Here is a 14130-nt window from a genome sequence, read left to right on the forward strand (position 1 = left end):
AATTCCATCATAACCCTTTTATTTGAATATATAGACATAAATGTTTAGACATTCCTGTAAACGAGTTTTATAATTCATTTGTTATTACATATATTTAGGAGGAAGTCATGAAAAATATTATATTCAAAAAACTAGGAACTATGATGCTAGCCCTGCTCATTGGAGTTACCGTGTTCTCCTTGTTCCCTACCATTACAAAAGCTGAGACTACAAATGTAACTTGGACAAATGGATCTTTAGTTAGAACTCTCACGAAAAGTAATGAATCTGAGAAAGCAACTACAGGAAAAACCTCAGGTAAATGGTACTGGGAAATAACTATAAAAGATAATTCCTATAATACTTCGGCATCTGCCATAGGAATTACTGGAGAAACAGATACATTACCGTCAACCTCATGGGATTTCATTTTAGACTATGGATACACCCCTGAATTATTTATTAAAACAAAAAATACATCAAACGTTCTTAAAAGAACTAGTTTTGGTAAACCGTTCGTCGACAAAGACGTGATTGGTGTAGCTCTAGATTTGGACAACGACAAGATCACATGGTATAAAAATGGGGTTTCTCAAGGAACAAACAGTGCAAAACCTTCAGAGCTTGTTGGATCACAAGTGTTCCCAATGATTATGAGTGGTTCATCGCAAGAAAGAACGCTCACTGCTAATTTTGGAGCCAGTTCCTTTAAATATCCGATTCCTGAAGGATTTTTGCCTTACCAAGATTCAGGTTCATCTACAACACCTGGATCATCTACAACGCCTGATCCATCTACAACACCTGGTTCGTCTACAACACCTGGATCATCTACAACACCTGATCCATCTACAACACCTGGTTCATCTACAACGCCTGGGTCATCTACAACACCTGATCCATCTACAACACCTGGTTCGTCTACAACACCTGATCCATCTACAACGCCTGGTTCGTCTACAACGCCTGGGTCATCGGATCCAGATGGATCTTCACAACCTACCGGCGATCGTGCCATCTTGGTTGTAACAATGGACAATGGCTTTGATAAAGAATTCGATCTGAGTAAAAAAGAATTGAATGCCTTTATCGCTTGGTATGACGCAAAGGATGCTGGTAGAGGAGCTTCATTTTTTTCCATTGATAAACATTCCAATAACAAGGGTCCATTCAGCAATCGAAAAGATTACGTAATTTTCAACAAAATTCTTACATTTGAAGTAAGCGAGTATTCAACTAAATAAACAACAAGAAGGACTCTATCCGGCTAAAATACCAGTGGAGTCCTCGTTATATTTACCCCAAATTCAAACTTTTTCCGCTTGGAATATGATCGGTCAAATCTTTATGGATTCCAAACAATTCTTTTTTCGCTTTTGTATAGTTACTTAGCAAATAAAATAAAAAGGGAATTTACGATGAAAAAACTATTACCGATTCTACTTTCTTTATTCTTACTCCCTTGGTTCGCGCAAATAACACATGCAGCGACACCAGAAGCAGAAGCAACTAACCTAATACCTAAGATGACATCAGATACCAGCCCTTCAGGTAAAGTCACCTATAGTGATGCTATGGGTGGTTTAGAGGGCTTCAGGGCATTTGATGGAATCCCTAGTTATAGCTTAAACGGAAGCTATACTTCATGGGGAACATCTTCAGTATCAGGATGGCTTTCATATGAATTTGACAATGCGAAAATCGTAAATAAATATGTGCTTTATTTCGGTGGCTATCAAACTAACAATCATACCATTGGCGCGGAACTGCCAAGCACTTGGACTTTTGAGGGCTCAAATGATGGGAAAGAATGGACGGTACTTGATTCTAAAACAAACTTTAACTACCTAAAAGATTATAAACCTGGAAAAAACGAGTTCGATATTTCAAATCCTCAACCATTCAAGATATATAAAATAAATGTAACAAAAAACAACGGAGGCTCAGGTGGACAAGTTAATTTATCAATCCATGAAATGGAAATATGGGGTTATGATCCTTCAACTCAAACTCCTGATCCAGTGGAACCAACTGAGCCTTCAGAACCGTCCCAACCAACTGGCGATCGTGCTATTCTAGTTATAACACTGGATACGGGCTTGGAGAAGGAATTTGATCTGAGCAAAAAAGAACTGAATGCCTTCATCGCATGGTATGATGCTAAAGATGCTGGCAGAGGTACAGCATCCTATGCTATTGATAAGCATGGTAACAACAAAGGACCATTCAGTAACCGTAAAGACTACGTCATCTTCAACAAAATACTCATGTTTGAAGTAAGCGAGTATTCAATTAAATAAACAATAAGAAGGACTCTATCCAGCTAAAAGCCAATGGAGTCCCTTTTTACATCTACTCACTTTACTAGACTAAAGGTGTATAAACTGTTTGCATTCTCTTCATTCTAACAAAATAAGTGCGGCCTCCAAAAAGCTTGGACACCGCGCTGTGCTTAAGTCTACTAAAATGCTGGTGAACGGGAATTAAACCCCATTCCCTGATATGGTTCATTTCATACTTTCAGGCTGCTTTAATCTTTAATCACCGATGCTTTCGGATTCTGCTAGTACCTATGTTATTGAATATGGAATCTTGGATATGCACCGTGAAAAAGCCATGTTTAATAGTTCCTGATTGTAAACCGAATACTTGCGGTTTTGATCCAGCACCCAATTCACAAATCCCAAAGCTCTAACGTAACTATTATAATCATTTGCATTCACATTAAACTGAAGTATATCCACCATGATCTGATTTTCTTCATCTGATAATTCCAAGCCCATCTGGCTAAACTGTCTTTGTCGAATTCTCCGGGCGGTAACGTCTTGTATTGCCCTGTGCTGAATGGACACTTGTCCTTTATGTTGACGATAATACAATAAATTTATAGGAAGGTTAACCATTTGTATTTGAGAGGCTAATCGGTTCCACAACTCATAGTCTTCGGCATGGGGATAATTACTATCATACTGAACGCCTAGCCGATGAACCATGCTATTGCGCATTATTATGGCAGGATGACAGATGCAGCAATGAAAAAGCAATCATGTTCTAATTTCTTCATGACTGGCTGGATTAAATCTAGTCACTCTTCCTATTGAAGTAGTATAAGCACCACCGCATAGATCAATCGAGGGGTTTTGATCCATGAATGATATTTGCACAGCTAGCCGTTCTGGCGTAGAAATATCATCACTATCCATTCGAACGATGTAGTCGCCTGTTGCCATATTTAAACCTTCGTTTAGCGTAGCTACCAACCCTCTATTTGGACTATGGAAGATCTTAATTACCCTAGGATCCGTTATTTGTGAAATAAGATAAGCAGATCCATCTGTGGAACCATCATCAATCAGAATTAACTCAAAATCCGAATAGGTTTGAACTAAAATACTGTGTACTGCCTCCAAAACAAATGCCGCATTATTATAAACTGGCAGTATAACTGAAGCTCGTGGCATAAAAATCCCCCCTCTAGTTAGTCATTTTATAACAATCAATTTTAGTATTTGTGAGAAAAAGTCTCCACACATTTAGCACACGATAACCACAAATATTATTAAATACGCTACAATATATGTATTTGGACTATTGGTAGACAGGACTAATCGGTAACAAAAAAGCACGGCTTCCAAAAGCCGGGAAGCCGTGCTGTGCTTACGATTGTAAGGATGCTGGTGAAGGGCATTGCGCCCCCGGGCTACGCATTACGAGTGCGTTGAAATAGAGTTTTGATGGGTTTTACAAGACTCCTATAGCCTATCCACAATAAACAAGGTTCCGTAAGGTATTACAGATATCGATATTTTGGTATAAGATTGAATAGAAGAAAAGTCAGGATAAAATAAAGCGAAATACCCTGTCATAGAGAACAGGGTATTTCGCTTTATTTAGAGTATTCACTTACTTCAAACGTCAGAATGCGATCATACAGCATGTAGTCCTTTCGGCTGCTGAATGGGCCTTTATTGTTGTCATGCTTGTTAATGGCGTATGAAGCCGATCCAGTTCCTGCCTGCTTACCCTCATACCAAGCAATGAAGTCGTTGACTTCTTTCATGCTTAGATCGAATTCTTTCTCCAGACCCGTTGTCATAGTGATCACCAGTATGGCACGGTTTCCTGAAGGTTGTGTCGGCTCTGATGGCTCAGGGCCAGGCTGGGAGGGATTATCTGTTCCTGGATCAGGCTGCAATTCCCCCTGTGGTGTTGCAGATGCTTCATTTGAATTGCTAGTCTCATTACCATCATTAATAGCTGATACAACATAATAATATAATGTACCATTTGTAACATTTGTATCCGTATATGTCATAGTTTTAATATTTGTTGCAATCGTTGTATAGGGGCCACCAGGTGTAAGGGATCTTTTAACGTTATACCCCTTTGAAATAGTTGCAGGCTCCCAAGAAAGATTTATTTGACTTTTGTCCCCAGTTGCAATGAGATTTTCTGGAGCAAAAGCGTTATACCCTAAAAATTGAAGCTCACCAATCGTCGTTTGGTTGAAGCCATTGTTCCTATTTACGTTAATCCTGTATGTCGCATATGCATTTTTGTTTACAAAACTGAATGATTTTTTTCCACTAGCCGTCCATCCGGAAATATTATTACGGGTGTCAAGGACAACCCATTTTTTTGAAACTTCATCGAATCCTTCAAATGTCCATTGTTTTGGTGCACTTTGTGATGCATGTGACGTAGTGGCACTTGCAGCAATAATATATTTATTTACGACTAACGGAGAAGGAAAAGTATAAGAAAGCCACCCTGTTTGCACATTTGCTGACGTACTCCAATCAGCATAATTAATATCATCAAAAGCCAAATACGGCTCTGCCTTAAAATTCGGAATTTTATATACACTACTTGCATTCGCAATTCCGCTTGGTAAAGTATTGGATGTCATTTTAGGAATCAGATCGCTTATGGTCTTGAAACTAAACGAATAACTTTGCTCGTTCGATACATTATTAGCATACACTAATGCTCCTTTTGGAATTTGAATTGTGTACACCATGTTATCCGAAAGTAAGTCATTAGGTATAATCTTTAATTTTGAATCATGAATGCTGTAAGTTGCATTGACAACATTCGTTCCGGCAGTAACTTTAATGTCTTTGATATTGTTGCCTGTTCTAATATTTTGATTAAAGGTTATGATTGGTATTTTATTTATTGGTACATTGGATTCGTTTGTTTTAGGCTCTATACTTATAATTTCCAACTCATTGACCGTTTGATTTGACGATTCTGCATAGACGCCTTGTACAGAAAAAATAGCCGCCAGTAAAAATACAATTAATCCTCTCGCAAATCCTTTTATCATATGGCACCTCCATAGTATATTAAATCTTCTCTATACTAAATGGATATGTATGTCAAAGTATCGCGTATGTTGTCGCAAAACAAAAAAAGGATCTATTAGTTATGAACCGGCAGCGGCTTATTACTCTCAGAAAATTCAAATCCACTATTAAACTTATATTTGAATATATAGACATTAATGTTTAGACATACCATATAAAAATTGCTAAACTCGCATAATAATAAATGCTTAAAGGAGAGATTAATTTGAAGCGAGTTATTACGTCATTATTACTATTGGGGTTATTTACTCTTATAAGCTTGAGTTCTTCAACATATGCTGCTACAAAAAACGTAGTATGGGAAAAGAGCCAGTCTGTTTCAGCCACCGTAGATTCAAATGGAACCAAAGCAAGTGTGGGAAAAACCAAAGGAAAATGGTATTGGGAAGTCGCAGTAACAGCTCAAGCAAGCACCACAACTGGCATTGGTATCGTCGGTGAAGGTAAACAATATAATGGACCAGGTACAGGAGCTCTTCAGAATTGGATGTATTATGCTGCAAACGGAAATACTTTTCCGGGGATTGTTTCTTCTGGAACGACCTACACATTAAAGGATGTTATTGGTGTGGCTTTGAATATGGATGATGATAAAATCAGCTGGTATAAGAATGGTGTATTAGTTTATACAAGTACCTTTAAACCAAGCGATCTTCCAGGAGAGATTGTGACTCCTTCGATCACAGGTGGCTCAGCTGGCAGCTTTTCGTTTGATACAAATTTTGGTGCGACTCCATTCACGTATAGTATTCCAGAAGGGTTCCTCCCCTACCAACAGCCTGAAAATTCATTAACTCTTTCTGCAACAGGTAATGAAGAAAATATTCAATTGAAGTGGGATGGAATACCAGGAGTTACGACTTATAAAATTGAAAGAGCGTTAACCCCTGGAGGTCCGTATGAAGAAATAGCCTCTGATATTTCCGGTACATCTTACACTGATAATAAAGTTGAAGAAAACACTACCTATTACTACGTAGTTTCAATAAATATCTCATCTACGGATCAAGTTGTATCAAATGAAGCTAATGCTACTACTTTAAAGAAATCCACGCCTGATCCGTCTGAACCTACTGAGCCAAGCGAACCAGCACAACCAACTGGTGATCGTGCAATTCTGACTATAACAATGGACAATGGATTTGATAAGGAATTCGATCTGAGCAAAAAAGAACTGAATGCCTTCATCGCTTGGTATGATGCTAAAGATGCTGGCAGAGGTGCTTCCTTCTTTGCCATCGACAAGCGCAATAATAACAAAGGTCCATTTAGCAACCGCAAGGACTACGTAATCTTCAACAAAATCCTTACGTTTGAAGTAAGCGAGTATTCAACTAAATAAACAGTAAGAAGGACTCTATCCGGCTATACGCCTGTGGAGTCCTTCTTTAGTTCCCCATCTACCGATACTTCATGCTGGAGAGCCCTAAAACCACTTTACTAAACTAAAGGTTTGCAAACTGTTTGCATTCCCCTTCATTCCAACAAAAAAAGCGCGGCCTCCAAAAAGCCTAGAAGTCACGCTGTTCTTGAACTTAATAGGATGCTGGTGAAGGGAATTGAACCCCCGACCTACGCATTACATGGACATTGAATGTCACTCTTATTATCCTAAACAATATTTTTCTCTTTAGCGAAACTTATTTCTTGTCGTCTATTCTCCCGTATGCTTCTGCAGTTTCATCTCCTGTAATGACTACGTAGAAATACCCCCCACTAGGTACGTCAACATAATCAGTAAATGTTCTCCCGCTCATAAAAGTGTCAAAACTATATGTACCTATTGGACCATATCTGGAGGTACCATCAATAGAATACATAAACATTATTGTGGCTTTACCTGGGCCAGTATAACCACCACGTAATCTAACTTTTCCGCCATTTGTATGAATAATGTCACTTTGAGCGTAGGTTTCATTTTTCCACTTTGTTGTGGTTACGTAACTTGAAGCTGAAGCACTTGTAGCAAACATTAGAAAAGCAGCAATCATTACCAGCAACATAGGTTTAAACTTTTTCATACAGTAAAACCTCCTAGAATATTATTATGATTACATAATAAATCTACTATTCCAAGCGTGTCGAAGTAAGGGGAAACTTGTCCTGCTAAAAAAGAATCTACCAGCTTTACGCAAGTAGATTCTGCATATTTATCCTTTATTTAATGATAAATTCCACTTTCGTTCCATCCTCATCTCATCTAGCTTGTGACAGACCCATGATCCAGTTCACCGGTTATCACTAGGGTCCGATCCCTTTTATCATAAGACACCTCCATAGTAATTTAATTTTATCGGTTCTAAAATCAGATATATATCTACCACATGGTTATCTGGCTCATCTAACACTAATGTATTAATCAACGGTCAAGTCGTCGGAAAAATTAATTTTTCTGGTGCTAATAAGTATAAGAAAAAAGTAATAGTTGAAAAGACGGATTTAAGTTCAGGTGAACACTCATTCAAATTGAGAAATAATGCTACTAACTGTATTTTCTTCTACGGTGTGGACATTGAAGTAACTTTAAAACCATTCAATCTAATAGTTATTACCCTATCGACAAAACACCCAATAATCGCATAGGTTATTGCCAAATGCAATCATTGGGCTCAACATTTTACCATCCTTAAAATTGAGTTAAGTGAAGTTGTACTATCCAACAATTCTTTTCACAAATTAAACCCAACATGCTTTAGTGATTATAACCAACAGAATAAAGAGCACCAAAATTGCTGCTGTGGAAGTCCATACACCGCCGCCATATGCACCTGTGCCTGCACCTTCATATGCACCCATGACTTTAACCTCCTTTATTTGTTGATACCTTAATATATGAATAAATACATTCTGTGACAGGGCATGCAGGTAAACAAAAAATACCCCACTAGCTTAGCTAGTAGGGTATTTACTATCCCAAACGCTTGGGATTATTCCTGTCGGAAGAAAACTTCAGAATTGTCTGAAGTGGAGTCGGTTCCCGCAGATTTTCCATCCACATAAGCCTCGGCCAGAATGTAAGCAACAACCGCACCGAACACACCGATTACGCCAGTCACTTGAATAACTGTGTCATTGTTTGCCCCAAACGCAGTAAGCAAGCTTGTGATCAGTGCGGCCAGCAGCGCCCAAAACTTACGAGAAGACAGTTTCCGTTTCCAATCCGTCATTATGCAGCACCTCCCTTTTTGCTGAATACACCAGCCCGGTCGAGTAAAGTGACCAGTCTGTAAAAGTCGTAGCTACCATCATTCGCCGTATCCAACACACCTGCAGCCTTTGCGTTAATACACGCTTGTTCGGCCCAAGCCGGTACTTTCGCGAGTTCATTTGCGGATTCCAGCGCAATCACACGCTTTTGTAACGCATTAAACGCTGCCTTTTCTTCTGCTGTCATAGGCTCATCATCTCCCGTTTTAAGTGAGTTAATCTTAGCCAGCACAGCGTTGAGCTGCGCTTGAGTTGGGCGCTTACCTGCCCGGAAATCTGCCGTAGAAAGGCCAAAGATCATCTGTATATGGGGCATGTCCTTAAAACTGCGCCAGTCGCCGCCCCACTCGAAGCCCAGCCGCTTTGCTTCTTCGACGACTTCGCTCCAATCCGGTAGCGAATCCTTATCATCGTCGCGCAGCGTCTCCCACGATACCGTACGACCATCCCGAAGTAGCAGCGCGAAGTCGATTGCGTACCCGAAGTTATGAATCGAATAGCCCCCGCGTGCTTTCGTCACGACCTGTCCTGACTTAGTGCGTCCTTGAGCAAACAGAGCATCCTGCTCCGCATACGTTCGTAATCCTTGTGTAATGATGATCCATACATCTCGGTCATAACATCGATCAATGAGGCATTCAGCTGCCTGACGGATGACCGGGTGAAGCCCAAACAGTCGTTTCTCAGATTTTCTCTTTACTTGCTCCAGTGTCAGCAGCTTTTCCATCTCCCTTCTCATTCAGTTGATGCAGAAACTGCTCCAGCCTAAACGGTAAAGGCACATCCATTGCGTCCAAATTCTCGGCCAATGATGATCCTTCACGATCAGCATAAAAATAGATTGTCGCTGTCCACTTTCTTATTTTTAGCTCCTGCAACACCAGAAATATAATCTAACGCTATCAATATAAGCAGCACCTGCAGTGGTTTATCACCGTGCCTCTAAAACTATCTACTCTTGGTAAAAGAATCCCACTCTCCCACACACAACCTTTGCATTTTTTTGGCTGTTTGGGTGATCCTTTCAAAAGTCAATTAAAAAAGCCACCCAAATGAGTGACTAATATCTGCATATGTATTTATAGCACCAAAGTAACACAGGCGCTTATTTAAAAGCATTTGTACTTAGTAACTAGAGAGGAATGACAAGACCATTTTACAAATCGCCAGAAATGGCCGTCAAAGAACAAAAGCCGGACAATACCGGAAAAAGAACGATTAATCCATGATAAACTAACTTTTGCTCATTTTCTCGATATTACTTGTCCCACACAGTACGATTGCCTATATCTTTATCATTCCCCAATGCTTGGATACATTCAGTACAGAACTGGATACCCAATGAAACATGCCTTGATGGTTTGTCGCAATGAATGCAGCATCCCTCTTTGGCTACCTTCTTTTTACCTGTCTCCTTATCGTAAAACAAGTCCGTCCCTCCTTAAATTAAAAAACACGCTGCGGAATTGAAACGCGCAAGGGTTCTGACCGGGCTGTTAATGTTTCCGCTGGTTAACTGGTTCCTTGCCGCCTGCGCGTGCCATGAAAAATGTGGACGAGGGCCACTCTCCCCCGCATGAAATGACTTATCGTTTAACCGCAACCTGCATACTGTGCCGATCTACCGCTGTGCGTTACAGGTGCCCGCTAAGTGATTGCAAGGCTTCACCCTTGTCCGCGGCCATATCCCGGGCCTTCCCTTGCGCGCGCTGGTCAATGCCATCATCCTACGTTGTAGCGTCTCTCTTCCGCCACCACATTCAAAACTACAGAAAAGTCAAAAAGGCCGACACATTGGCCGACCTGATCACCGGGGCATTAGCGCCTCAATGTGTTCCTTATTTGATTTTCCATGATACAAATTTACCACATCAAAAGTCCAATGGCAGATCACAAAACAGTCATTACTCATTCAAATAACGGTCATTAAATAAGGCTTTCTCTTCTATATTGTTTTGTGCTCTAATTTTTCAAATTATATCTCATAGGAGGAAAAATTAATGATCACCTTTTCTTGTTTTTATTTTCCCCATTGATAAACAAAAAAATAAGCACAATAAAAATTCCTATAAACCAAAAATTCATAGCATTATAATGGCTCAAATGCAGCATATAAATTGTGATTATATATATAACACATATCATAATATTTTCTGTATTGAACTTTTTAAACCTGTACTTTCTTATCCGATAAATTAACAGGATTAAAACTAGGACTGTGATTGCAAACACATAATAAATCATAGATTCTCTACCTCCTTCATTGAATATTACATTACTATAATATAAAAATAGCCTGCTAATTAGCAGACTATTTTGAAGCAAGCGCTAAATTACATTTGTCTTACATAATTATAGAACTTGGTTAAAGTTGCATGTGCTGCATTATAATTTTCATATACTAACCCAGCCTGCGCCGCAAGAGCTCCTCCTGCCTCCAGTGTCTTCACTGGCCGCTAAACTAAAGTCATTCGGTTGAACATTAGAGCTATAAATGGATTGATTACTTTGTGCGGCATCTACTTTTTGACCATCAACAAAGTATTCATTATTTATTTTTTTGATTTCGGCCTTATTTACATTATCCGAGAATACCTCTTTTTGGGCTTCAGTAGCGGTATCGTTTAAATCATAATGTGTCTCAGTAACTAGATTTACAATAATATTGTCTCCCTGTACTTGTCTTTCGATTTCCATACTAATCGTTTTTGTACCGATTTTCGCTCCCTCAGCTAATACATCATAGGCTTGTTTAACATTTTGGTTGTCTTGGTTTTGAGTGACCTGTATCACTAATCCCCATTTCTCCACAACTAATGTAATCGAACTCGCCTTCGTGATCTAGGTAGCTCCGTTGAATGACCTCCCGCTGGCCGCTTGATAACTTGCCCATTGCTATTTCCAACAGCCTATCCTTCGCCTGCAGTTCTGCTTCCTTGTCCAACTTGTATGTTGCGATGTCCTCCGTCTGCTTGCTGATCGGATTAGTGGATTGATGCTCTCTATAAGTATATGCCTGCGTAATTGCCACTTCGCGCCGTACAAAACCAATCTGCCGATACTGCCGAACTGTCTCCAGATATTCCTCCACCGCAAGGCGGTGGCTTTCTCGTTGACCGGAGGATATTGAACGGTTACATTGGTATACCTACCCTCATGTACTTCCTAACCTCCAGGAAGCAGTGATCCACTAGAACATTGGTGACTCTATCTAAACACCAATATAAAGACGAGATATCACTTCACTAAACTAAAGGTTTGCAAACTGTTTGCATTCCTCTCACTCCAACAAAAAAGCGCGGCCTCCAAAAAGCTTGGAAGCCGCGCTGGTGCTTACGTTGTAAGGATGTTGGTGAAGGGAATTGAACCGCCGGGCTACGCATTACGAGTGCGTTCCGGTACAGTTCCCATAAGTACCAACATACTCCCAAAGTATGTAGTTATCTAGTTACGTTCGCCCTAAGGTTCCTCAAATACTTCTAAATAATCCGAAGCCGTTAGAAGTTTTGTTAGAAGAAAATAGCCGAGATCAAAAATAGGAGTAGCAAGTTCTTCATGTGCTCCTTTTTTTGTATTAAATGACATCTGTATTTGTAGGATAGCCGATTACCAGGAATAAAAATGTGATTAAATAAAAAGTAAAGGCTCTGCCGACCAATTAAGGTTAGCAGGCTTTTTGTTTATTTTTCTCGTTTAGATAATGCAAAATTAATTATCTCTCCTGTTATAGTTCCAGTCAAAATAATATAAAACATCATTACATGAAACTTATACCCCAGTGCATAAAATATTCCCAGGCCTATTGCATAGCCTAGCAAAATACTAGCATAACGTTTTAAAAATTTGTTCATGGAGTACATCCGATAGGGTAAGGTTGCGAACTAAAGAACTTTCCAGAGTCAGCTGTACCAGTTACTTTGTTTCGTGAAGCATCCTGATAGAACACTGTGTGATTAGCGTAGGGGATAGCTTCGCATTTTCTAGGGTATGAATATTGATAAATCGTATAGTAAGATTGAGTATTCAAGCTTGCTCCAATACCTAGAATTGTGAGAATAGTTGATACAGGTGCTTTAGTAACCGTAGCTATTGCCCCTGCTGCATAAGCTATTCCTACATTTACCCAATCATAGGAGTAATCGAACTTGCCCACAAAAGTTCCACCTGGAGGAACAGCATTTAAAGAAAAGTCCGAACGAGTCTCTTTAACATGAAAATTCTCTTGTTTTACACCGTCAATTAGCAAAGTTTGATCTTGTGGAAAATATTCAATTTTAGTTGTTTTTCCATTCTCAACAACAGTCGTTATTCTATGATTGTCATCATTAAAGTTTGTTGTTACAGTTGCCTCTCCACGATCAGTCTGAATAACTTCTGTTTGAACTAGGTTTACCTCTGGTTTAGCAGCTTGTTCAGCATTACTCACCGAAGGTAAAACAGTCGCGCAGAATAATACTGTTGCGAGTAAAGGGACGAACACTTTCTTGATAATTTTCATAAATATGTTTCCTCCTATACAATTATTTGAAACAATTGTAAATTATATAGCTTTATTAGGAAGAAGTAACGGGAATTTTGTCGAACATTAAATTAATTAAAGAAATCAACCTTATTTCATAAAAAAGTATTTAATTAACAATAAATTTTACTTTTGTGCCGTCCTCATAGTTTTCGAACCTATGACTTACCCATGATCCTGCCCCTCTATTATCTTTAGGGCTTATGTATCTGATATCAGCACCTGCACCACCTTCAGCGCACATTGCCATTGGCCATTCGTCACGGTCATATCTTTTTTTAGTTGGATAGCCCTTTAGAGACTCCTTTCTGTTTTCCTCTGCCCCATCTCGGTCAATCGACTAAAGGTTAGAAGAATGTTAGAAAAATGCTCACTCCAACAAAAAAGCGCGGCCTCCAAAAAGCTTGGAAGCCGCGCCGTGCTTGCGTTTGTAAGGATGCTGGTGAAGGGAATTGAACCCCCGGCCTACGCATTACGAGTGCGTTGCTCTACCCCTGAGCTACACCAGCGAGTCAGTATAAGCTGACAACAAAAACTATTATACTCTTCCTTACATAAAAATCAATGACTTACATCCATTTTATTCAACTAGGATTTGGATTTAGTTCGGTGACGTTCCCTGTTCCTATCCCTGTGCCGGACAGCTTATCTGCGACGGAACGGAGCTTTTGACGGCTGGAGGAAGGCTTGTCACGGCGGTCGTCGATTTTGACCGAGGTGGAGACGCGCTTGGCACCTGACAGGAATGGCGCTTCGTGCAGCGCTGCAATGGCGGTAAATACATCGTCCAACGAGCCTTCAATAATCGTACTCATAGAGGTAAGCTCGTAGGTAATTCCTTTTTGCGTCTTTAACACTTTTTGCATCTGGGCAACATAGTCGCTCAGGCTGGTGCTGCCCGTTCCAATCGGGATTACAGTCACTTCTGCAATGGCCATCGAGGTGTGCCTCCTTTATTTTTTAAATTATACTTGCCGATTCGAAAATGCTCTTGGGATTTATGCAAAATACTCATCTAATAAAGCTATCCGATAGAGCAACCTTATTTCAGAACAA

15 protein-coding genes, 1 tRNA gene and 2 pseudogenes are annotated in these 14130 nt (G+C 39.7%); 3 read left to right on the plus strand and 15 right to left on the minus strand.

Annotated elements, in window-relative coordinates:
* Positions 1-107 precede the first annotated feature (107 nt).
* The gene (locus KQI_RS0115465; protein ID WP_010347715.1) at positions 108-1223 is read left to right on the plus strand and encodes an SPRY domain-containing protein; all 1116 of its coding nucleotides are present in this window, start codon (positions 108-110) and stop codon (positions 1221-1223) included.
* Positions 1224-1397: 174 nt separating this feature from the next.
* The gene (locus tag KQI_RS0115470; protein WP_010347716.1) at positions 1398-2279 is read left to right on the plus strand and encodes a discoidin/SUN/FTP domain-containing protein; all 882 of its coding nucleotides are present in this window, start codon (positions 1398-1400) and stop codon (positions 2277-2279) included.
* A gap of 270 nt (positions 2280-2549) precedes the next feature.
* Here KQI_RS0115470 and KQI_RS29655 read toward each other — a convergent pair.
* Positions 2550-3440, minus strand: a pseudogene (locus tag KQI_RS29655) (glycosyltransferase family 2 protein).
* Between the two features lie 425 nt (positions 3441-3865).
* Complete coding sequence (locus KQI_RS0115480; protein ID WP_010347717.1) at positions 3866-5308, minus strand: Ig-like domain-containing protein; 1443 nt, start codon at positions 5306-5308, stop codon at positions 3866-3868.
* Positions 5309-5553: 245 nt separating this feature from the next.
* On the opposite strand from KQI_RS0115480, the gene KQI_RS0115485 reads away from it, so the two are divergent.
* Positions 5554-6690, plus strand: coding sequence for an SPRY domain-containing protein (locus KQI_RS0115485; protein ID WP_010347718.1), 1137 nt, complete (start codon positions 5554-5556; stop codon positions 6688-6690).
* Positions 6691-6988: 298 nt separating this feature from the next.
* Here KQI_RS0115485 and KQI_RS26960 read toward each other — a convergent pair whose 3' ends face one another.
* The 13 genes and pseudogenes from KQI_RS26960 to KQI_RS0115545 form a co-directional block, all read right to left on the minus strand.
* Complete coding sequence (locus KQI_RS26960; RefSeq protein WP_010347719.1) at positions 6989-7369, minus strand: hypothetical protein; 381 nt, start codon at positions 7367-7369, stop codon at positions 6989-6991.
* 655 nt (positions 7370-8024) lie between these two features.
* Positions 8025-8144, minus strand: a complete 120-nt coding sequence (locus KQI_RS27965) for a hypothetical protein (RefSeq protein ID WP_010347720.1) — start codon at positions 8142-8144, stop codon at positions 8025-8027.
* Positions 8145-8275: 131 nt separating this feature from the next.
* Entirely contained in the window at positions 8276-8515 is a 240-nt protein-coding gene (locus KQI_RS0115500) for a hypothetical protein (protein WP_010347721.1), read from the minus strand.
* Positions 8515-9282, minus strand: a complete 768-nt coding sequence (locus KQI_RS0115505) for a M15 family metallopeptidase (protein WP_010347722.1) — start codon at positions 9280-9282, stop codon at positions 8515-8517. Before KQI_RS0115505 ends, KQI_RS0115500 begins: the two co-directional genes overlap by 1 nt.
* Positions 9239-9436: a phage holin family protein gene (locus KQI_RS27970; protein WP_241763928.1), complete on the minus strand. Its 198-nt coding sequence runs from the start codon at positions 9434-9436 to the stop codon at positions 9239-9241. Before KQI_RS27970 ends, KQI_RS0115505 begins: the two co-directional genes overlap by 44 nt.
* Before the next feature lie 377 nt (positions 9437-9813).
* Entirely contained in the window at positions 9814-9984 is a 171-nt protein-coding gene (locus KQI_RS28840; RefSeq protein ID WP_169314554.1) for a hypothetical protein, read from the minus strand.
* Between the two features lie 965 nt (positions 9985-10949).
* Positions 10950-11348 (minus strand): hypothetical protein, encoded by a 399-nt coding sequence (locus KQI_RS26965; protein ID WP_010347724.1) that lies wholly within the window; start codon positions 11346-11348, stop codon positions 10950-10952.
* A complete protein-coding gene (locus KQI_RS26970) occupies positions 11308-11646 on the minus strand; it encodes an ArpU family phage packaging/lysis transcriptional regulator (protein WP_010347725.1) in 339 nt (112 codons plus the stop codon). The genes KQI_RS26965 and KQI_RS26970 overlap by 41 nt, the downstream gene beginning before the upstream one ends.
* A 589-nt stretch (positions 11647-12235) precedes the next feature.
* A complete protein-coding gene (locus KQI_RS28845; RefSeq protein ID WP_010347726.1) occupies positions 12236-12406 on the minus strand; it encodes a hypothetical protein in 171 nt (56 codons plus the stop codon).
* The gene (locus KQI_RS26975; protein WP_010347727.1) at positions 12403-13053 is read right to left on the minus strand and encodes a hypothetical protein; all 651 of its coding nucleotides are present in this window, start codon (positions 13051-13053) and stop codon (positions 12403-12405) included. The genes KQI_RS28845 and KQI_RS26975 overlap by 4 nt, the downstream gene beginning before the upstream one ends.
* A gap of 130 nt (positions 13054-13183) precedes the next feature.
* Positions 13184-13414, minus strand: a pseudogene (locus KQI_RS27975) (NucA/NucB deoxyribonuclease domain-containing protein); the annotation flags it as partial.
* Between the two features lie 97 nt (positions 13415-13511).
* Positions 13512-13583 (minus strand) — tRNA-Thr (locus tag KQI_RS0115540).
* A 75-nt stretch (positions 13584-13658) separates the two neighbouring features.
* On the minus strand, positions 13659-14012 hold the full coding sequence (locus KQI_RS0115545) for an MTH1187 family thiamine-binding protein (protein WP_010347729.1): 354 nt from the start codon (positions 14010-14012) through the stop codon (positions 13659-13661).
* Positions 14013-14130: the final 118 nt, after the last annotated feature.

It is taken from the genome of Paenibacillus peoriae KCTC 3763, from assembly GCF_000236805.1.
In the GTDB taxonomy this organism is placed as follows: domain Bacteria; phylum Bacillota; class Bacilli; order Paenibacillales; family Paenibacillaceae; genus Paenibacillus; species Paenibacillus peoriae.